The following is a 19973-nucleotide window of genomic DNA, read 5'->3' as shown; positions in this document are numbered from 1 at the left end:
CCTTTTCAATCGTCGAAACCTTTTCGCCTCGATCCGCGATACTAATCGCGGATATGCTCTTCCTTCCTCTTATCGCGCTCGCCCAAGGTGGGGCGACGGCGCCGGGCGCTCCGTTGCTCGTTCGCGAGCCGACGCTTAGCGCCACCACCATCGTTTTTAGATATGCCGGCGACCTCTGGACGGTCCCTCGCGAGGGGGGCCACGCCAACCGGCTGACTAGCGCGCAGGGGGTTGAGAGTCATCCCCACTTCTCGCCGGACGGCAAGCTTGTCGCGTTCACGGGGCAGTACGACGGGAACGCCGACGTTTTCGTGGTTCCCGTCGAAGGCGGGGTGCCGAAGCGGCTCACCGCCCACCCCTCTCCAGAGATCGTCGCCGGATGGACGCCCGACGGTAAATCGGTCATCTTCACATCCGGAATGCTGAGCGAGACCGACTCGCCACGCCTCTTCACCGTCTCCGTTAACGGCGGCGTACCGAAGCCGCTTCCCTTCCCTTCGGGTTCGGAGGCGAGCCTCTCCCCCGACGGAACCCGCGTCGCCTACAACCCCGGCTGGAAGTGGGAGCCGGCGTGGAAGCGTTATCGCGGCGGTCAAACCTATCCGCTCTGGATCGCCCAGCTTAGCGACTCGCACTGGAAAGAAGTGCCGCGCCACGGCGAGAACCAGCAGAACCCGATGTGGGTGGGCGACAAGGTCTATTTCCTCTCCGACAAGACCGGACCGGTCGGCCTATGCAGCTACGACACCAAGAGCGGCAAGGTGGCCGACGAGATCAAGGGCGAGGGGTTCGATATCAAATCGGCCGACGCCGGTCCCGGCGCCATCGTGTACGCCAAGCTCGACTCGCTGAATCTGTACGATCTGGCCAGCCACACCTCCAAGCGGGTCCCGGTCGAGATCACCGGCGACTTCCCCGAAGTCCGGCCCCAGTTCAAGGACCTCCGCACCAACGTCACCAGCTCCAGTATCTCGCCGAACGGCCAGCGCGTCGTCGTGGCGGCTCGGGGATGGATCTTTACCGTCCCGGCAAGCAAAGGGGACGCGCATCAGCTTAGCGAGAAGCAAGGGGTTCATCGACGCGTGCCGGTTTGGTCCCCCGATAGCAAATCGATCGCCTACTTCACCGATGAGCGCGGCCCTCAGGAAATCGCGATCTTCGACCTCGCAACGTCCAAAGAGCGGTTCATATCCATCGGTGACGTGCCCCAGTACTACAACTGGCTGACGTGGTCGCCCGATTCGAGCAAGATCGCCTACGTCGATTACGGCCGTCACCTCTGGCTAATGGACGTGCCAAGCGGCAAGAGCACGCTCGTCGACAAAGGGCTGTACCACGATCCGACGGAGCCGATTTCCGCCACCTTCTCTCCAGACTCGAAGTGGATGGCTTGGAACCGGGACCTGGACAACCATCTCAACGCGGTGTTCGTTTACGACATCGACAAGAAGGTGAAGACGCAGATCACCGACGGGCTTGCTAACGCCAAGAACCCGGTGTTCGACCGCGACGGCAAGCACATGTATTTCTACGCGAGCACCAACACCGGTTGGGCCGCCAGCTGGCTCGACATGACCAGCCTCTCGGTGCCCAACGTCACCAGCGCCATCTACGCGGTGGTGCTGCGAAACGACGGGCCGGACCCCCTGCAGCCCGAGAGCGACGAGGACAACCCCAAAGACCCGGCGAAGGCGCCGGAGAAGAAGGACGATAAGTTCCGGATCGACCTCGACGGCATTCAGCAGCGCGTCGTGGCTCTTCCGATGCCGGTGCAGAATTATCAGGGACTCGAGGCCGGACCTCCGGGAACGCTCTTCGCGTTGACGGCGCCGAACCGGGCGAACTCGCTCGACTTCGGCGGCTTGGGAACGATTCAGAAGTTCTCCATGGCGACCCGGTCAGCCGCGCCGTTCGCCCCTGGCGTCACGGGAATGGAAGTCTCGGGGAGCGGAAGCCACATCCTGCTAAAGCGCGGGCCGAACGTGGCGATCGTCCCGACGGCCGCGCCGGCAGCCGCACCCGGGCAGGGCGCGGTCGACTTTAGCGGCTTGCGCGCCAAGATCGAGCCTCGCCAAGAGTGGCGGTCGATGTTCGCCGAAGTCTGGAAGAACGAACCGATTCTTCTGTACGATCCGAACCTCCACGGCATCAAGCCGGCAGAGATGGTTCGCCGGTATTCCCCGTTCTTGGAGGGCATTAATTCCCGGGACGACCTGAGCTACCTATTCGAGGACATGACCGGCGAAATCAGCATCGGTCACATGTGGGTGCGCGGCGGCGACATTCCGGGCACGAAGTCGGTCCCCGGCGGCCTCCTCGGCGCCGACTACGCCTTCGAGAATGGCCGGTACCGAATCACGCGCGTTTACAATGGCGAGAGTTGGAACCCCGGGCTCGCCGGTCCGCTCTCCAAGCCGGGCGTCAGCGCCAAGGCGGGCGAGTACCTCCTCTCCATCGACGGGCGCGACCTGAACGACGCCATGGATATCTACGAGGCGTTGGAAGGCAAAGCCGGACGGCAAGTCAAGGTCAAAATCGGCCCCACGCCCAACGGAGTTGGGGCGCGTGAGGCGACGGTGGTTCCGGTTGGAAACGACACCGCGCTCCGCCAGATCGCCTGGAAGGAAGATAATCGCCGCAAGGTGGAGCAGCTCTCGGGCGGCCGCCTCGGCTACGTGCACATTCCCGATACCGGGCAGGGCGGCTGGGAGTCGTTCCAGCGCTATTACTATGCGCAGACCGGCAAGGATGGAATCATCGTCGACGAGCGGTTCAACCAGGGCGGGCTCATCAACGACTTCATGGTGCTGGAGATGCAGCGGACCATGAACGGCGTCTTCACCTCGCGATACGGCAAAGACTGGCCGACTCCGGGAGTGGGCGTCTTCGGCCCGAAGGTGATGATCACGAACCAGTACGGCGGCTCCGGCGGCGACATGTTCCCGTGGCTGTTCAAGTTCAACAAGGTCGGCCCGATCGTCGGTAAGCGAACCTGGGGCGGCCTCGTCGCCTCCTTCGGCTTCCCGCTAATCGACGGCGGCTTCGTCAACGCGCCGGACGACGGGTTCTACAACCCGCACAACAACACATGGGATGTCGAAGGACACGGCGTCGACCCCGACATGGAGGTCGAGCTCGATCCGTACCTCTGGCGTCAGGGTCACGACGCGCAGCTCGAGAAGGCGGTCGAAGAAGCGATGAAGCTCGTCCGCGCCACGCCGAAAAAGACCTACTCCCACCCGCCGTACGTCGACAAGACGAAGGTCGGCGGCTAACGCAGCATCGGCTCCCAGCCGATGACGGGAGTGCGCGGACATTTGCTCGCGCACTCCCACCTTTTGTAGCCTATCATTCACCCAGTGTCTTCCGAAGCTGAGGAGTGGATCGAGAAAATCAGGGCTGCCTTTCCTGATCCAGGCTTCCCCGACCATCTTTGGCCAAGCGAAGAATCCTCCAGTAATTCTGACGCGCAATACGCAAATGACCACTTTATGCATAAGAAGTGGCAAGCGCTGCCAGCTGCCAAGCTTCGGTGGGCGGCAGATGTCTCGGAGGTCTTCACCCGTAAGGCGCTCGCGTACTTCTTGCCAGCTTTCATCGTGCTGTATTTGCGGCGGGCAAAGCCGATTGATGAGGATCAAATATTTAACTTTGGTCGGTGGATCGGGCGGCTATTTCCCCTGAGTGAACTCGGCTATAGCAAAAGTCAAATTCTGCTTCTCCGCAATCTTCTGGTCTGGACAGACAGCTTCTGGGATGCAAAGAAACTAGCCCCAGGCCAGTTTCAGGAGTGGCTGGATCTGCTCGACTTGGACCTTGACGAAGGTGTCGACCATCCTCCAGGACGAGATTTCCATCAAGAGGGTCTTCAACTCATCGAGAGAATCAAGGTCGCCTTTCAAGGAGTTAGCCGTGCCGGCGGCGCCTCTTGGGCGGGCACCGAAATTGAAGACAACTATGGCTCTGTTTATGGCAAACCGATCTACCACGACAGGGACCAGAACTGGGAACAATTGGTTGACGATTCCGCGTGGTTGACCTTCCCAGGCGTCGGTGGGTGTTCCTTCCTTGATCGGATTGGATTTCGTTACTACCTGCCAGCGGCACTGGTCCGAACTATTCGGGACGGCGAAGATGCGGACATTCTTTTCCACCTAACACTCAGGACAGAGCAGACCGACTACACCCTCGACCAGTGGTCGGCATTGGACGAAGAACAGGTGAGCACGGTCAGGGCCGTACTCGAATACATGTATGCCCTGAAACTCAGGGGCCGGGAAGAGTGGGTGCCGGAGCCTCGGGACGTAGCGAAATGGAGAACCGCTTTAGAAAGCTATTGGAGAAATCCCTTCCCTATCCCACGAACAGGGAAGCCGATAACTGGCTCACGGGTCAAGCCTCAGGAACTGCACGAATGAGCCATCATCGCCGTGAAGCGGCCATCCCTATCCTACGAAGATGAGGTGAGGGAGTGGGTCGCTCGTGGAAGGACAGATATCCCAAAACCCTATCAACCTCGTTTTGAGTCAGAAGAGGTGTGCTCCGACGGTTATGGTTACTTGGGAGCCCGATGTTCTAGATCGGCCAATCGTTTCCTGAGCGAGACGTTTTCGCTCAGAAGGGCATCCTTTTCTTCTCTCATCTTTAGGAGTCGGGGACCTGCCTTCCCGCCTGCGTTGTAAATGCCAAATATCATCCCGCCGACAAGAATGCACAGAAAGGCCAGCAGTACGAGTCCCACTCGGAGTTGGGCTTCAAGCCTTCTAATATCCCTAGATAATTCCTCCACCGAACGATTGTACTGCTACAGTAAGCTTGGCCAGGCTTCGGTTCATCGGCGAGGACGCCGATGCTACGTATCGCAACGAACCGGTTGGTTTCCTCGTCCTAGCCTTACATGGCCGACCGTCGGTATGACGAGAAAGAGCTCGCGGCGATCCTTCGCGCGGCCGCGGCGGCTCAGGCGGAAGGGGCCGAGGCGAGCGGCGAACGGGAGGGTTTCACTCTCGCCGAGGTGGAGCGGTTGGCGGCCGAGGTCGGGATCGAAGGAAAGCACGTCGCGGCCGCCGCGGCCAAGCTGGATTCCACTCCCGTCCGAAAAGGTTTTCTCTTCTTCGGAGCCCCTACCACCGAACAGTTGGAGCGTAGCTTTGCGGGCGAGCTGACCGATTTGGCGTGGGAAGAAGTGGTTGGAGAGCTTCGCAAAACGTTCGGCACCGCCGGAAAGACGAGCGTGGTGGGGTCAAGCCGGGAGTGGGCCGGAGGATCCGACCTCTTCGGCGCCCACGTATCGGCGACGCCTCGAAACGGCCAAACCAGGTACCGCCTGATGATTCGCTACGAGGGAGGCGTGGTCCTTGCCTGGATGCTGGGACTTATCCTTTCCTTCTTCGGCTGCATCGCGATCGGCATCAACCTAAAGCTACACGGAGCGGCTCCGCTGACGGTCGTCGCCTCCCTCGTCGCCTGGATCGGCATGATGCTCACGCTATCCAACCGCCTGGCCGCCCGACTCCATCGAAGCAGATCGCGGAAGATCGAGCCGATGATGTCGCGTATTGGCGAGCTTACGACTGCGGTCGATCCGCCGGCCTCGATCGTCGCGAAAAGCAGGGAGCTTGAGGAGCAGTTCACGCATCTCGAGCAGCGATAGGGCGTCAGGAAGGGCCGCTCTGGAGAGCGGCGGTCCATGGGACTTGACCGGGTGGCTTAGGTAGCGCTAGGATGGAGGAGAGCACGTAGGGTGCTTCCCGTCCGCGGAAAAGGACTGAGTCCTGCCTACCGTTTTCAACTGTTTCGTCGCGCTTCTTTCGGCCCACACCGCGGACATCGGGCTCTCTCGAAGGAAGTGTCTATGTCAACTCGCACCTTACCGCTTCGCCCTAACCTCGCCCAACTAAAGCTTCAAGCTACGGAGCTTCGGCGCCAGTACCGGAAAGACGACCCAGCAGCGCTTGCCCGGGTCGCCGCCCACCACCCAAAACCGGAAGATCCGTTCAAGCTCGCCGACGCGCAGCTCGTCGTCGCAAAAGAGTACGGATTCGATAGTTGGGCGAAGCTCAAGCACTTTGTGGAGACCTCGGCCCGCTTGGCCCCGGTTTCTCCCCATCCTCGCTTCGACGATGCGGTCGCCGCGATGGACGCGGGCGACGTGGACAGGCTTAGGGCTCTCCTGCATGAAAACCCGGAGCTAGTCCACGCACGCACCAACCTAGAGCCGCCGTATCACTACTTCACGGGGGCAACGCTGCTTCATCACATTGCCGGAAACCCGGATCGCGGGCGACTGTCTGGCGAGCTTGGGCCGATGCCCGAGAACATTGTGGAGGTCGGCCGTCTCCTGCTCGATTCCGGCGCCGACGTTCACGCTACGACGCTCGGACCGAACGGCGGCAGAACGATGGGGCTGCTGGTGACCAGCAAGCCGGCGAGCGACTACAACGTGTCAGGACCGCTAATCGACCTGCTGCTGGAATATGGCGACGAGATCGACCTATCGAGACCGGACTGCCTGTACCCTTCCCTCATCAACCACGCCCCAAGGGCGGCAGAACGGATGATCGAGCTGGGGGCCAAAGCCGACCTTTTCGCGGCTGCCGCCTTAGGCCGTCTCGATTTGGTGAAGGCAGCCTTCGATGAAAAAGGGCGTCTCCGATCGAAGCTGAAGCCGCGCGGACGAGTCCTGTCCCAGCGAGATGCGATCGGTCTCGCGATGCTCGTCGCGTACGTTCGGCGGCAGTCCCATGTGGTCGATTATCTGTTCGAGAAGAACGGAAATTGGGACATGATCGGCGTCAACAACGGGACAGCGTTGCATCGAGCGGCGGGGGACGGCGATCTGGCGATGGTGCAGCGCCTCGTTGCCAAAGGTGCCAACGTCAACGACCGAAACAACCCGTTCGTGGCGACCCCGCTCTCGTGGGCCGATCACATGGGGCAGCCGGAAGTGGTCCGGTGGATACGGGAGAACGGCAAAGTCGACTTGCACGACGCGGTTAGCTTCGGATTCGGGGAGGTTGCCGAAACGCGGTTGAGCGAGAACCCTGCTTCGGTAAACGAGAGACAGGATCAGTGGCGAATTCCCCGGGCGACTCCGTTGCACTGCGCCGCCTATGCCAACAAGGTGGACATGGTGCGCCTCCTATTGGACCGGGGCGCCGATCCGACGTTGCGGGCCGGCAATGGGCAGACGCCGCGAGAGATCGCGGCGAGCGCTATGGCGGTTGAGGCGGAGAGATTGTTATCGGCAGCAGGCGTGGGCACCGGTTCCGAGTAGCGTCGGCGTCCTCGCCGATGATTCCCCTGTACCTAAGGTACAGGGGGCGGCACGCGTAGGCGCCCTCTTTATGCCAGAGACTCAATCGCCAAGATGGTGCTAAGTGGGATGGCGGTCACGCGGGATCGACCGGCGGTATCGACGTTGCTCTCTTGCACTACAAGGAACTCTCCCGACAGTTGGATCGGTTGGGAGATCTTGCCGCCGCGCACGGTGAACGATCGGGCCTCTGGGAGCGAGATCTTCACGATCGAGGTTCCGGGAGCCACGATTTTTCCTTCCTCGTCGATCCACCCTCTCTCCGTCAGCAGACTCTTCCATTCACTCGCATTTGCCATGGCGGCTCCAGTATGCACCCGATCCCCCGCCGTCCGGGAACTTGGAGATGGGGAGGCCCTTAAGGATTCGAAGCTTTCCTGTGTATTGGCAGTAACGGAGATCCAAGTCGAGGTTCTGATGGCTTATATCATGTTTGGCTTCGTCGCTTTCGCATTGCCGCAGAAGTTGCACTGGAACGGCCCGGCCATCTACCGCGTGTCGGGGCGGCGCGGTAAGCACCGGTTTCAGGTGACATTTACGCAACAGAATTTCCGACGGCACGGTCGGCAGATGTTCTGGTTGATCGATTCGCCAACGGGAGCGTTGACGGTGGCCAATTTGCGTCTGACAGACCAAAATCGGTATGCAGGCGTCTTCCCCGGCTTCCGATATCGAGGCCGCCTCCACCGGTTTTGGGAAATGGATGCAATCGATATCTCAAGTGCGTCCAAGGAGTCGGTTTCGCGATATCTGGATCGTCACACGGAGGTCGGGCATTTAGACGTGATTGTCGATGGGCGAGTGGTCCCGGTGGCTCGGACCTGGTATTGGGATCTGTTGAATCCAAACTTCGGGAAGATGTATGAAAGGGCATCGCTCTCGGCCGACGGACACACGCTTACCCTCGACATGGCCGGCTCGGATGGAGCAGGAAGCTACGTTGCGCAGTGGAGAATCCGAACGAACGGCCGGCATTCGCGAAAGATGCTGGATCCAGAGCGGTACTTTAGCGGACGTTCGTAAAGAAGCGGTGAACGGGCGGATCGGACTCCTCACCCCCAACCCCCTCTCCCTCCGTTCGGCACATACATCCGAAGGAGGGAGAGGGGGCTGTGGACGTCTTTTTGTGGCACTGACTTTTTCACCAGCGAAGTACGCGTGAGATCAGACAAGGGAAACTCCAAGCTCATACTCATTCGCCTCGACGGCGGGCGGAATTCAGGCGGAAAGAGCGCGTAGACTTAGGTGGTTAACCAGGCAAATTGATGAGACGTGCCTTTACCTTGATCGAGCTTCTCGTCGTTATCGCGATCATTGCAATCCTTGCGGCGATCCTATTTCCGGTGTTCGCCCAGGCGAAGGAGGCAGCTAAGCAGACGGCTTGCCTTAGCAATACCAAGCAACTTGGGGTGAGCCAGCTTCTCTACTCGAACGATGCGGACGATACGGTAATCCCGTCGAACACTGCGCGCGATCAGGACGGGGATCCCCAACTGGCGCCGTTGGCGGACCAGATTGCCGGCAGTTGGACGAATTCCATTCAGCCGTACATCAAGAACTCGCAAATCCTCTTTTGTCCCAGTTTCTCCGAGGGGAACCTGAAGAAGGCGATGGATGACGCGGCGTGCGACGGCGACGGATCGTCGGGAAGCGGTTGGGGAGGCACCCTCCCGCCGCAAGGGGGCAAGTATTTATCGAACTACGGGATCGCCAAGCACTCGATCTACTGGTCTTGCGACCCAGGGGTGAACTCGGAAAGCCAGCCGTATGCGAACTATCCCGGCAGCGGGTGGACGTATAACTACGACTCCAGCAACTACGAGTACAAGACGGAGAACTTAAGCGAGGTCGTGGAGACGGCGCGGACGGCGAACATCGGCGACGCGTTTACGGCGGTGAACACGGCGGGCACACGCGTGGTGGAGAAATTCGGGTGCGAGTCTCAGTTCCGGCACAAGAGCGACGGGGGGAGCTTTACCTTCCTAGACGGCCACAGCAAGTACCTCCACGGCAACCCCGAGAAGTTCCACACCAAGGATTCGAGCGGGTGCATCTTCGAGACCTACTTCACGCTCGATCGCTAAGGCGTCTCGCACCTTAGTGGTTCATGCGATTTGAAAGGATAAAGGACTAGCGAGAGGCCTGGCGAGGCAGAAATCGACCCTACGAGGCCGTACAATGCGGGAAGTCTCTTTGTCGGTTTGCCTTCCTTTTTGTCGAGCCATGATTCACCGCAGAGCCCTCCTCCTCCCAGCACTGCTGGGGCTATCGCTGCCGTTGATGGCGCAGCAGACGCCCACGCGCCGAATCGCCGTTCCCATGTCCGAGCCCGAGGGGATATCCCGCGCGATACCGATCGGCCACGCCGCTTCGGACAGGACGTTGCACCTCACCGTGAGCTTGCCCTACGGCGACGCCGCGGGAATGCAAAGCTTCGTCGACGATGTTTCGAATCCGAAGAGCCCGGAGTACCGGCACTTCATCACTCCCGAGCAGGTCGGCCAGCGCTTCGGCGTTTCAGCGGCGAACGTTCAGAAAGTCGCCGACTACCTGACCTCCCAGGGAATGAAGATTCAACTGGTGGGCAAGAACCGGCTGTCGATCATGGCGGACGCCACCGTCGCGCAGGCGGAGGCGGCGTTCCAGACCAACATCAGCCAGTTCGCCTGGAACACGCTGGATGTGCCCGCCGGGGGCCTTTACTCGTTTACCACCGAGCCCTCGTTGCCGGCGTCGGTCGCGCCGTTAGTCATCGACATCTCCGGCATGGAGAACTTCACCCGGCCCAAGCCGAGGACGTTCCTAACCCCCACCCAGCTTCGAACCCTCTACGGCGTGGCCCCGCTCTACAGTGGCGGCTCGCAAGGCCAGGGTCGCACGGTCGGAGTCTCTAGCTGGGACGGATTCAAGCTGTCGAACATTCCCCACGAGTACACCCAGTTTGCACTTCCTACCCCAGCGGGGGGCGTCGGGTCCAACGTTTCCGTGGTGACTATCCTCAGCGGCATGAATGGGCCGAACGACGGGGAGGCGGACCTAGACATCCAGACGGTTCTCGCCATGTCCCCGCTTTGCAACCTCATCATTTACGACGGGGGGAACCTCCATACCGGCGTAAACCTCACCGGCACTCTCACGAAGGAAGCGAACGACAACAACGCCGACATCATCACGGAGAGCTACGGGTGGCAATTGGGGAGCAGCACTGCGACTGCCGTCCACAACCTGCACCTTTCGATGAGCGCTCAGGGGATCACCTATATGGCGGCCTCCGGCGACTCGGGCACCGACCTTAGCTTCTTCTATCCCAACATCGAACCGGAAGTTCTTTCCGTGGGTGGAACGACGGCGGTGGCGACCGCGGCCGGCGTCCGTACCTCGGAGACGGGATGGTCGGGCAGCGGCGGAGGCTGGAACACGAATGCCGCCGCCTTCAACGTGCTTCCGGCTTACCAAAAAGGAACTGGGGTCCCGACGAACATCAACTTCCGGCTCAATCCGGATCTGGCCCTCGACGCCGATCCGAATACCGGTTACGTGGTGTTCTTGGATGATGGGGTCCACCCCGCGGGCTTCTACCAAATTGGCGGTACCAGCGGCGCATCGCCGACCTTTGCAGGGGCGTTGGCCGATGCCGAGCAGCGGTTAATTGCCCTCGGTTCCCTTCCGGCTAACGCCGCCGGCAAGAAGCGCTTCGGCCGGATTCAAGACCTGATCTACTCCTATAACGGAGACAGCTCGGTCTTCTTCGATATCCTCACCGGGGCCAACGGCACTCTGCCGAACGGTCAGACGTCGACCGCGAAAGCCGGCTGGGACTTCGTCACCGGTTGGGGTGCGATGAATTTCGACGCTTTCGTAACCAAGGTGGCGAACTTCCCCAAGGTGAGTACCGTGACGGTGGCGCCCACGACGGTGGAAGGTGGCTCGGCCACGGCGGTAACCGGAACGGTTACCCTAACCAAACCGGCTTTGACCGGCGGCGACGTAGTGACCCTCGCTTCTTCAGATTCAGCGGTTACCGTGCCGGGTTCGATCACCATCGCCGCCGGAGCGACGACCGGAACCTTCGCCGTCACGACGAAGGCAGTCGGGGCTCTGAAAACGGTTACCTTAACCGCCTCGAAGAGCAACAGCTCGGCGACGTGCCCTTTGACGGTGACCACCCCCGTCCCCACCGCGCTCGCCATCGCCCCGGCAAGCGCCGTGGGAGGCAGCGCCACCGGTGGTACCGGAACGGTTACGGTGGATATTGCGGCTCCCGCCGGCGGACTGGCCGTCGCGTTGACTTCAAGTAACACCGCAGCCGCTACGGTGCCGGCAAGTGTCACGATTGCGCAAGGCGCAACCACCGCGACGTTCCCGGTAACGCCTCAAGTGGTCACCGCGTCCACGGCGGCCACGATTACCGCCACCAGCGGCGGCAAGAGTAAGACCGCCCCGTTCACGAGTCTCGCGACCCGGCTCAGCGCGTTCTCTCTCAACCCGGCCACCGTTTTCGGAGGAACCGCTTCGGTGGGTACCGTAACCCTCGCCGGCCCGGCTCCGACGGGCGGAATTTCGGTGGCGATCTCGCTCTCCGACGCCACATTGGCTACGCTCTCTTCCGCTACCGTCACCATCCCCGCCGGGTCGACCAGCGGCACGGTCACGGTGAATTCCAAGGCGGTCGATGTGGCCAAGACGTTGACGGTAACCGCCACGTACGCCGGGGTATCGAAACCGGCAACGTTGACGATCAACAAAGCGGCGCTCGCTTCGATGACCTCCAGCCTGGCGACGGCCTTGGGCGGAGTCAACTCGCCGGTCGTTACGGCGACGCTTACCTCGCCTGCCGGTCCGGCCGGAGCGGTGGTCTCAATCTCGACGAATCTGCCAAGCGTCGCCAAGTTCGCGGTGACGACCCTAACGATCCCGGCGGGAAGTAAGACCGCAACGGCAACGTTGACGACGATGCCGGTGGCCGCGGACACGGCCGTGAGCATCCTGGGCTCCTTCAATGGCAATAAGAGCGCCGCGGTCACCGTTCAGGCGGCAACGCTTGTGTCGATCACCCTTAACCCCACCTCCGTGCTTGGCAACGGGGTTAACGCGGTGACCGGTACGATCACGCTCAACGGTCCGGCCGGGCCAAACGTGAGAACGGTGTCGTTGGCCAGTTCCAATGGAACGGTGGTGACCGTTCCCACGACGGTAAACGTCTTGACCGGTGCGACGACGGCCACGTTCTCCTTCAAGCCGAAGGCGGTAGCGGCCTCCACCTCGGTCACGATTACCGCGACGCTGGCCGCGATCAGTAAGACGGCAACCCTGACCGTAACCCACTAGAGTTGGTTGCGATTCGGGATTGGGAACGGGCGGAGGTCAAAGCCTCCGCCCGTTCTCACGTTTAAGTGGGATTACGATGCCGAAATTAGGGGATAAAGGACTAACGCGCACTAGTAAAACTGCTGTTTCATGCGGCGTAGGCCGTACAATGAGCGAAGCTATTCCGTCGCCCATTTGCCCGTAGAAATACCATGATTCATCGCCGTTCATTTCTAGTCCCCGCGCTACTGGGGCTATCGCTGCCGCTGATGGCGCAGCAGACGCCCACGCGTAGACTCCCAGTTCCCATGTCCGAGCCCGAAGGGATCTCTCGGGCTATGCCGATCGGCCATGCCGCTTCAGATAAGATGCTGCACCTCACGGTGAGCTTGCCCTACGGCGACGCCGCCGGAATGCAAAACTTCGTCGACGAGGTTTCGAACCCGAAGAGTCCCGAGTACCGGCACTTCATCACCCCTGAGCAGGTCGGCCAGCGATTCGGTGTCTCGGCCGCAAACGTTCAAAAGGTCGCCGACTACCTGACCTCCCAAGGAATGAAGATCCGGCTAGTCGGTAAGAACCGGCTATCGATCATGGCGGACGCCACCGTCGCGCAGGCCGAAGCCGCGTTCCAGACTAACATCTTCCAGTTCGCTTGGAAGACGCTCGATGTTCCGGAGGGAGGTTTGTTCTCGTTTACGACTGAGCCTTCGATCCCGGCTAGCGTCGGGCAAGCCGTCATCGACGTTTCGGGCATGGAGAACTTCACCAAACCGAAGCCGAGGACGTTCCTTACCCCTACTCAGCTTCGAACCCTCTACAACGTGGCCCCGCTCTATGGCGCCGGATCACAAGGCCAAGGCCGAACGGTGGGAATCTCCAACTGGGACGGCTTCAAGCTGTCGAACATTCCTCACGAGTACAGCCAATTTGGGCTTCCGACTCCCCCCGGCGGTGTCGGCTCGAACGTCTCGGTGGTGACGATCCTCAGCGGAATGAATGGTCCGAACCACGGCGAGGCCGACCTGGATATCCAGACGGTCCTCGCGATGGCCCCCCTCTGTAATCTCATCATCTACGATGGAGGGAATCTCTCAGGCAGCGTTGACCTCACCGGAACCCTCACGAAAGAGGCGAACGACAACAACGCAGACATCATCACCGAGAGCTACGGGTGGCAGCTTGGCTCCAGCACCGCGAACGCGGTGCATAACCTGCACCTTTCGATGAGCGCCCAGGGGATCACCTATATGGCGGCATCGGGCGACTCGGGCACCGACCTCAGCTTCTTCTATCCCAACATCGAACCGGAAGTTCTCTCGGTTGGTGGCACGACGGCGGTCGCGACTGCCGCCGGCGTCCGAACCTCCGAAACCGGATGGTCGGGCAGCGGCGGAGGCTGGAACACGAATGCCGCCGCCTTCAACGTCCTCCCCTCCTATCAGAAGGGAACGGGCGTACCGACGAACATTAACTTCCGGCTCAATCCGGACGTCGCCCTAGACGCAGATCCGAACACCGGCTATGTCGTCTACGTCGACGACGGTAGCAATCCGGCCGGCTTCTACCAAATCGGCGGTACCAGCGGCGCATCGCCCACCTTTGCCGGCGCCCTCGCGGATGCCGAGCAGCGCTTGATCGCGCTGGGTTCGCTTCCTGCCAATGGCGCGGGTAAGAAGCGGTTCGGCCGAATTCAAGACCTGATCTACTCCTACAACGGAGATAGCTCCGTCTTCTTCGACGTGATCTCGGGTGGAAACGGCAACCTTCCGAACGGCCAAGCCTCGACGGCGAAAGCCGGCTGGGACTTCGTCACCGGTTGGGGAGCAATGAACTTCGACGGCTTCGTCACGAAGGTGGCGAACTTCGCGAAGATCACCTCGGTTGCGGCTTCTCCGTCGACGGTCGAAGGTGGCTCCGCCACCACGGTGACGGGAACAGTAACGCTGTCCGCGGCAGCCGCCACCGGTGGAGACGTCGTCAACCTCTCTTCTTCGGATCCGTCGGTGACGGTTCCCGCTTCGATCACCATCGCGGCGGGCGCCACCTCCGGCACCTTCGCGATTACGACATCCGGAGTCAGCACGTCGAAATCGGTGACGCTGACCGCTTCGCAGAGTAACAGCTCGGCGACCACGACGTTGACGGTCACCCCGGCGGTGCCCACGGCTCTCTCCGTTTCGCCCGGAAGCGTTATCGGTGGCGGGTCTGTGGTCGCCACCGGTACGGTCACAATCGACGTTACGGCGCCGGCCGGAGGAATCGCGGTTGCGCTTTCTTCCTCGGACACCACGGCGGCGACGGTGCCGGCCTCGGTTACGGTCCCTCAGGGGGCGAAGACGACAACCTTCACGATCACGCACAAGGCGGTCACCACGGCGACGGCCGTGACGATCACGGAGACGATCGGAACCAACAACAAGACGGCCGTCATCAACGTCCTTCCGGCGAAGATCGGCTTCTTCACCCTTAGCCCGGCGACGGTCTTCGGAGGCAACAAGGTGACCGCTTCGGTCACCATGTCCGGCCCGGCTCCCGCTGGGGGAATCTCGGTTCCGATCTCGCTGTCGGACTCGACCTCGGCGACCCTCTCCTCCCCCACTATTACGGTGGCGGCGGGCGCGAGCACCGGATCGGTTACGATCAACACCCAGGCGGTCGATGCCAGCAAGACGGTGACGGTTACCGTGACCTACGCCTCGGTTACCAAATCAGCGGTATTGACCATCAACAAGCCGGCGATGTTGTCGATGACGTCCAACTTGACGACGGCTCTTGGCGGGGTGACGAATCCCGTGATCACCGCCACCCTGACCTCCCCCGCCGGACCTTCGGGCGTGGTGGTCAATATCTCGACGAACCTGCCGAGCGTGGCCAAGTTCTCGACGACGACCCTCTCCATTCCGGCCGGAAGCAAGACGGCGACCGCGACGCTGACTACGCTGGCAGTTGCGAGCGATACGGCGGTCAACGCGATCGGCACCTTCAATGGCACCAAGATGGTGTCCGTGACGGTTCAAGCGGCAACGCTGGTTTCGATCACGCTCAACCCGACGACGGTGCTGGGCAACGGGATCAACGTCGTAACCGGAACCCTTACCATCAACGGGCCCGCCGGTCCGAACGTGAGGACGGTCTCGCTCTCGAGTTCCGATCCCTCGGTAGTCGTTCCCTCCGCGATCAACATCGTCCCGGGCGCGAAGACCGCAACGTTCACGTTCAAGCCGAAGGCGGTGGCCACGAACACCAATGTCACGATCACCGCGACCTTGGCATCCATCAGCAAGACGGCGACCCTGACGGTGACGCACTAAGCGTCGCCGTTAGGCAAAAAAATAGTGGCCCAGGTTGAAAGCTTGGGCCACTATTTTTTTGAGAAGGTACTAATCGTCCGCTTTAAGCTTCCAGCCGCCGATGCGGCTGGCGGCTCGGAACGATTCATCTTCAGGGGCGACGTCGATCTCTTCGACTTCGACCGGCTCCGGCGACCTTACGATCTCTTCCGACTGCTCGGCGGGAGCCTGGGTTGGGTCCCAGTTTGCCTTTGGCGTGTCCAGCAGCAGGCGGCCGAGTACGCCGTTGATAAACTTTCCGCTTTCGAACGTGGAGTAGCGTTTCGCGATCTCGATCGCCTCGTTGATGCTGACCGCGGGCGGCATCTCCGGGACGTGGAGGATTTCGAAAGTGGCGATCCGAAGGAGGTTTCGATCGACGGTGGCGAGGCGGCTAAAGTCGTAATCCTTTAGATACTTGGCAATCAGCGCGTCAAGCTGCCGCCGATGCTCGTTCACTCCGAGAACCAGCCGCTCCATATAGTCCGCCAAGTCGTGGGACAGCTCCTGCACGTAGATCGTCGATTCGATGGCGTCCCGGACGGCGGACTTGCCGACCTCAATTTCGTAAAGCGCGCGCAAGGCGCCTTCACGGGCGACGCGGCGTGAGCGACTAAGCATCTTAGGACTCTTCCCCGGAGAGGAAGCGGCCGACGTAGCCGGTGTCGAATTCGCCAGCGACATACCCTTCCGAGGCGCAAAGTCGGCGGAGGAATGGAATATTGGTCGCGATTCCTTCCACTTCGAACTCATAGAGGGCCGCTTGCAGTTTTCGCACCGCCTCGTCCCGGTTTTCGCCTCGGACGATCAGCTTGGCGAGCATCGGATCGTAGAACGGGCTAACCGTAAAGCCGGCGTAGCAATGGGTCTCCATACGAATCCCCCGGCCCATAGGGGCGCACCACTTGGTGATCTTGCCCGTGCTGGGAGCGAACTCTTTGTCGGGGTCTTGGGCGGTGATCCGGGCCTCGATCGCGTGGCCTTTCAATCGAACGTCCTCCTGGCGGATCGGCAGCGGTTCCCCGCTGGCGATTCGAAGCATCAGATGGACCAAGTCAATACCGGTGATCTCTTCCGTGACCGGATGCTCGACTTGAAGCCGTGTATTCATCTCGAGGAAGTAGAAATCGTTGTTGCTGTCGACGAGGAATTCGACGGTGCCGGCGTTTTGGTAGCCGACGCTCTGGGCTACTCGCACCGCGGCTTCTCCCATTGTGCGACGAACCTCCTCGGGAAGAGCGGCATACGGAGCCTCTTCGATCAGCTTTTGGTGGCGCAGGTTTTGGATCGAGCACTCGCGCTCGCCAAGGTAAACCATATTCCCGAACGAGTCGCCGATGACCTGGATCTCGACGTGGCGCGGGTTGATCACGCACTTCTCGATCAGAATCTCGCCCGACCCGAAGCTCGCCTGGGCCTCGGCTTGGGCAGTCTTCCAAAGGCCGGCCAGCTCCTCGGGTTCGTCGACCCGCCGGATGCCGCGGCCGCCGCCGCCGGCGACCGCCTTGAGGAGGACCGGATAGCCGATCTCCTCGGCGACGTCCAGTGCGTCGTTCTCGTTCATCACGATGCCGGGCGAACCGGGGACGACCGGACAGTTGGAAGCGATCGCCGCCCGCTTGGCGCTCGCCTTGTCCCCCATCGCCTCGATGGCGTCGGGAGGCGGGCCGATGAACTGAATACCGATCGAGTTAAGCGCGACCGCGAAGTTCGCGCGCTCGCTAAAGTAGCCGTAACCGGGATGAACGGCTTCGGCGCCCGAGATCTGGCACGCCATCAGCACGTTGGCGAGGTTGAGGTAAGAGTCGGAGTTGGAGCCGGCGCCAACGCAGATCGCCTCGTCGGCGATTTTCGTATGGAGGCTTTCCCGGTCGGCTTCGGAATAGATCGCGACGCTACGAACATCGAGCTCGCGGCAAGCTCGTATGACTCGGCACGCGATCTCGCCCCGGTTGGCGATGAGGACCTTCTTTAACATCAATACTTCTCATGCCCCGGATGCGGACAGTGCACCTGCCCGGTGGCAGGGTCGTAGGTGTACGCCTCGTGGCCGATCGAGCAGTGAGTCACTTCGGCGGGCAGATGGAGCTCGTCGAGCGACTTGGGGAGTTCGTCGCCGCCGGACGACTGGGCGACCATGATCGACTGACGAACCTGGGAAAGATTGCTTTGGCAGACCGTGTCCCGCGCCCTCGCCTCAGCGAGGCCGGGAATTGTGACTCCCTTCCCGTCTTTTCGCGGCGACTTGGGGCCGCCGGCTTGGAAAACGCCGCTGCCGAAGAAAAACACCCCCGCCAAAACGGCGATGATGGCCAGAGTGATCATGGTTCCGACGAGCGTAAACGATCCGCGTTGGTTCATTGGGGCCTCACGAGCGCGAGCGGCTGGCCATATTCGACCGGCTGGTCCGGCTGAACGAGAACTTCCACGATCTCGCCGGAGTAAGGGGATTCGATATCGTTGGCGATGCCGAGGGCGGCGATGGTGGCGACGACGTCCCCTTTCTTGACGAAACGTCCGACGACGAGAGGGGTCTTGGCTTCGCGATAATAACCGACAAGGGTCGATTTGATCGGGTTAGTCAGCGGTTCGGCCGGGGCAAGGTCCACTGGGGCGGCCGAAGCCGGGGCGGAGATGGGGCCAGGTAGAAGCTTGGCTTGGAATATATCCTCGCCGATCGACAGTTCGACCTCGGCGAAGCCGTGCTTACGGGCGAGGCTCAACGTATGGCGCACGGTATCGAGATCCAACTCGGACATTCAGGAACGATTTTACCAAACTACCGGAGAATACGAAAAAAATCGCGGACGTCCGGTTTGGGTTGAGGGTCGGGGGGACGTCCGCAATAGGAGATGTGCGTTTTTGCTTTCCGGCTCCGATCCTTGCCGAAGCTCTCGATATCCAGTTCAACAATCGACGCCGGAAAGGGGTTCCCGTTTGAGAATATTCTCAAACACTCCAGATCTCCGGAGCGAAGAAGGTCCCGGGAGCCATGATATACACGGGCCACAACGACCTTTTCGGCGGCATCGTCAACGAACAAGATGACTCGATGCGAATGGTAGTGAAACTGGCGATATGATCGACGAAATCGTCCTTGTTCCGGGATAACGGTGAATCGCTCTGGCATTTCGGATAAGGCTTCGAACATCTCGGACAACCCATCGATCCGCTTTAGCGCGGCATTCGGGGAGTCTTGTGCGATATAGGCGGCGTACTCCGCGGCATCTGCTTCGGCTTGGGGCAGGATGAAAACCCTAAACCCCATATTTGGCTCTCATTTCTGCGATGAATTCGCCTGCCGGTCTGGCCTTCCCAGCTTCGTAATCCCTCTCGGCTACGAGAAGCGATTCGATTAGGCGCGCCTTGTCGAGCTCTTCAAGCATCTCTTGATAGCTTTCCGCGTCTTGGACGACCAGCTCCGCCCGCCCGTTTACCGTGAGGACCTCTGCCGCCTTGGATTCTTTCAGCCTTTGCATATGGGCCTTCGTATTCCGGACGAAATCAGAAAGAGGGTGGATGTTTCGAATATCGATCATGGGGGCGCCCGAAACTCGGGCTGCTTCAGCAGCCGTTTCAACAAGGCGATCTGGCCGAGGTGGTAGGCGCCGTGGTTGGCGATCTTGAAGAGGGTTCGGATGGCGATCACGTCGTCTTTGGCGCCGTGAGTGAACGGGTCCCGGGAGGCGATGGCGTGGGCTTCGACAAGGCCGTCGACGAAGGCACGGCGAACTCCCGGCCACTCTTTGGCGGAGACTTCTGGGAAGTCTTGGCCCATGACGATTTTGGGGAGGGGTTCGCCCCGCAGACGGCATAGCCACGCGGCCTGCCAAATCTCCGCATGGGCTACGTTAGTCGCGATCGAATACGGCGCGCCGGGGGCGATGGCTACAGCCGTCTCCGCTTTGATCGACTTCAATAGTCCGGCAGGGGTGGCGAAGTCGTGTCCTTCGATGATTTGCCTGAGGGCTTCGGCGGCTTCGGTCATTTTCAACTCGGTTTTTAGATGGCGCTCCGCG

16 protein-coding genes are annotated in these 19973 nt (G+C 61.0%); 8 read left to right on the top strand and 8 right to left on the bottom strand.

Annotated elements, in window-relative coordinates:
* The first annotated feature begins 53 nt into the window (after positions 1-53).
* The 4 genes from OP10G_RS17040 (at position 54) to OP10G_RS17020 (ending at position 7276) form a co-directional block, all read left to right on the top strand.
* A complete protein-coding gene (locus OP10G_RS17040) occupies positions 54-3275 on the top strand; it encodes a S41 family peptidase (RefSeq protein ID WP_038473271.1) in 3222 nt (1073 codons plus the stop codon).
* Positions 3276-3359: 84 nt separating this feature from the next.
* Positions 3360-4418 carry a DUF6714 family protein gene (locus OP10G_RS17035; protein ID WP_025229233.1) on the top strand — a complete coding sequence of 353 codons (1059 nt, stop codon included), beginning with the start codon at positions 3360-3362 and terminating at the stop codon, positions 4416-4418.
* A gap of 479 nt (positions 4419-4897) precedes the next feature.
* Positions 4898-5653, top strand: a complete 756-nt coding sequence (locus OP10G_RS17025) for a hypothetical protein (RefSeq protein ID WP_025229235.1) — start codon at positions 4898-4900, stop codon at positions 5651-5653.
* Positions 5654-5854: 201 nt separating this feature from the next.
* Entirely contained in the window at positions 5855-7276 is a 1422-nt protein-coding gene (locus tag OP10G_RS17020) for an ankyrin repeat domain-containing protein (protein WP_025229236.1), read from the top strand.
* 68 nt (positions 7277-7344) lie between these two features.
* On the opposite strand, the gene OP10G_RS17015 is transcribed toward OP10G_RS17020, so the two are convergent.
* Positions 7345-7614, bottom strand: coding sequence for a hypothetical protein (locus tag OP10G_RS17015; RefSeq protein WP_025229237.1), 270 nt, complete (start codon positions 7612-7614; stop codon positions 7345-7347).
* An 85-nt stretch (positions 7615-7699) separates the two neighbouring features.
* On the opposite strand from OP10G_RS17015, the gene OP10G_RS17010 reads away from it, so the two are divergent.
* The 4 genes from OP10G_RS17010 (at position 7700) to OP10G_RS16995 (ending at position 15936) form a co-directional block, all read left to right on the top strand.
* On the top strand, positions 7700-8338 hold the full coding sequence (locus tag OP10G_RS17010) for a hypothetical protein (RefSeq protein ID WP_025229238.1): 639 nt from the start codon (positions 7700-7702) through the stop codon (positions 8336-8338).
* 242 nt (positions 8339-8580) lie between these two features.
* Positions 8581-9399 (top strand): prepilin-type N-terminal cleavage/methylation domain-containing protein, encoded by an 819-nt coding sequence (locus tag OP10G_RS27465; protein ID WP_227624963.1) that lies wholly within the window; start codon positions 8581-8583, stop codon positions 9397-9399.
* A gap of 139 nt (positions 9400-9538) precedes the next feature.
* Entirely contained in the window at positions 9539-12643 is a 3105-nt protein-coding gene (locus OP10G_RS17000) for a S53 family peptidase (protein WP_158409269.1), read from the top strand.
* 287 nt (positions 12644-12930) lie between these two features.
* Positions 12931-15936 carry a S53 family peptidase gene (locus OP10G_RS16995; protein WP_025229241.1) on the top strand — a complete coding sequence of 1002 codons (3006 nt, stop codon included), beginning with the start codon at positions 12931-12933 and terminating at the stop codon, positions 15934-15936.
* 69 nt (positions 15937-16005) lie between these two features.
* Here OP10G_RS16995 and nusB read toward each other — a convergent pair whose 3' ends face one another.
* Genes nusB through OP10G_RS16960 form a run of 7 tightly spaced genes read right to left on the bottom strand, consistent with a single transcriptional unit; the run spans position 16006 to position 19942 of the window.
* Positions 16006-16575 carry a transcription antitermination factor NusB gene (gene nusB / locus OP10G_RS16990; protein ID WP_025229242.1) on the bottom strand — a complete coding sequence of 190 codons (570 nt, stop codon included), beginning with the start codon at positions 16573-16575 and terminating at the stop codon, positions 16006-16008.
* Between the two features lies 1 nt (position 16576).
* Positions 16577-17932, bottom strand: coding sequence for an acetyl-CoA carboxylase biotin carboxylase subunit (locus OP10G_RS16985; protein ID WP_025229243.1), 1356 nt, complete (start codon positions 17930-17932; stop codon positions 16577-16579).
* On the bottom strand, positions 17932-18279 hold the full coding sequence (locus tag OP10G_RS16980) for a hypothetical protein (RefSeq protein WP_144241209.1): 348 nt from the start codon (positions 18277-18279) through the stop codon (positions 17932-17934). The genes OP10G_RS16985 and OP10G_RS16980 overlap by 1 nt, the downstream gene beginning before the upstream one ends.
* A 32-nt stretch (positions 18280-18311) precedes the next feature.
* Positions 18312-18713 (bottom strand): acetyl-CoA carboxylase biotin carboxyl carrier protein, encoded by a 402-nt coding sequence (locus OP10G_RS16975; RefSeq protein WP_025229245.1) that lies wholly within the window; start codon positions 18711-18713, stop codon positions 18312-18314.
* Positions 18714-18733: 20 nt separating this feature from the next.
* A complete protein-coding gene (locus tag OP10G_RS27955) occupies positions 18734-19222 on the bottom strand; it encodes a type II toxin-antitoxin system RelE/ParE family toxin (RefSeq protein WP_025229246.1) in 489 nt (162 codons plus the stop codon).
* The gene (locus tag OP10G_RS16965) at positions 19212-19433 is read right to left on the bottom strand and encodes a hypothetical protein (protein WP_227624962.1); all 222 of its coding nucleotides are present in this window, start codon (positions 19431-19433) and stop codon (positions 19212-19214) included. The genes OP10G_RS27955 and OP10G_RS16965 overlap by 11 nt, the downstream gene beginning before the upstream one ends.
* 56 nt (positions 19434-19489) lie before the next feature.
* Complete coding sequence (locus tag OP10G_RS16960) at positions 19490-19942, bottom strand: DinB family protein (protein ID WP_144241208.1); 453 nt, start codon at positions 19940-19942, stop codon at positions 19490-19492.
* Positions 19943-19973 lie beyond the last annotated feature (31 nt).

This window comes from Fimbriimonas ginsengisoli Gsoil 348 (assembly GCF_000724625.1).
Lineage (GTDB): Bacteria > Armatimonadota > Fimbriimonadia > Fimbriimonadales > Fimbriimonadaceae > Fimbriimonas > Fimbriimonas ginsengisoli.
This window is presented reverse-complemented; position numbering and strand designations above follow the sequence as displayed.

Bases quoted from the DNA above. Each gene is read 5' to 3' on its own strand.
- OP10G_RS17040 (WP_038473271.1), top strand. From the start codon at position 54: ATGCTCTTCCTTCCTCTTATCGCGCTCGCCCAAGGTGGGGCGACGGCG.
- OP10G_RS27465 (WP_227624963.1), top strand. From the start codon at position 8,581: ATGAGACGTGCCTTTACCTTGATCGAGCTTCTCGTCGTTATCGCGATC.
- OP10G_RS16965 (WP_227624962.1), bottom strand. From the start codon at position 19,433: ATGCAAAGGCTGAAAGAATCCAAGGCGGCAGAGGTCCTCACGGTAAAC.
- OP10G_RS17025 (WP_025229235.1), top strand. From the start codon at position 4,898: ATGGCCGACCGTCGGTATGACGAGAAAGAGCTCGCGGCGATCCTTCGC.
- OP10G_RS17000 (WP_158409269.1), top strand. From the start codon at position 9,539: ATGATTCACCGCAGAGCCCTCCTCCTCCCAGCACTGCTGGGGCTATCG.
- OP10G_RS16960 (WP_144241208.1), bottom strand. From the start codon at position 19,942: ATGACCGAAGCCGCCGAAGCCCTCAGGCAAATCATCGAAGGACACGAC.
- OP10G_RS17015 (WP_025229237.1), bottom strand. From the start codon at position 7,614: ATGGCAAATGCGAGTGAATGGAAGAGTCTGCTGACGGAGAGAGGGTGG.
- OP10G_RS27955 (WP_025229246.1), bottom strand. From the start codon at position 19,222: ATGGGGTTTAGGGTTTTCATCCTGCCCCAAGCCGAAGCAGATGCCGCG.
- OP10G_RS16985 (WP_025229243.1), bottom strand. From the start codon at position 17,932: ATGTTAAAGAAGGTCCTCATCGCCAACCGGGGCGAGATCGCGTGCCGA.
- nusB (WP_025229242.1), bottom strand. From the start codon at position 16,575: ATGCTTAGTCGCTCACGCCGCGTCGCCCGTGAAGGCGCCTTGCGCGCG.
- OP10G_RS16975 (WP_025229245.1), bottom strand. From the start codon at position 18,713: ATGTCCGAGTTGGATCTCGATACCGTGCGCCATACGTTGAGCCTCGCC.
- OP10G_RS16980 (WP_144241209.1), bottom strand. From the start codon at position 18,279: ATGATCACTCTGGCCATCATCGCCGTTTTGGCGGGGGTGTTTTTCTTC.
- OP10G_RS17020 (WP_025229236.1), top strand. From the start codon at position 5,855: ATGTCAACTCGCACCTTACCGCTTCGCCCTAACCTCGCCCAACTAAAG.
- OP10G_RS16995 (WP_025229241.1), top strand. From the start codon at position 12,931: ATGTCCGAGCCCGAAGGGATCTCTCGGGCTATGCCGATCGGCCATGCC.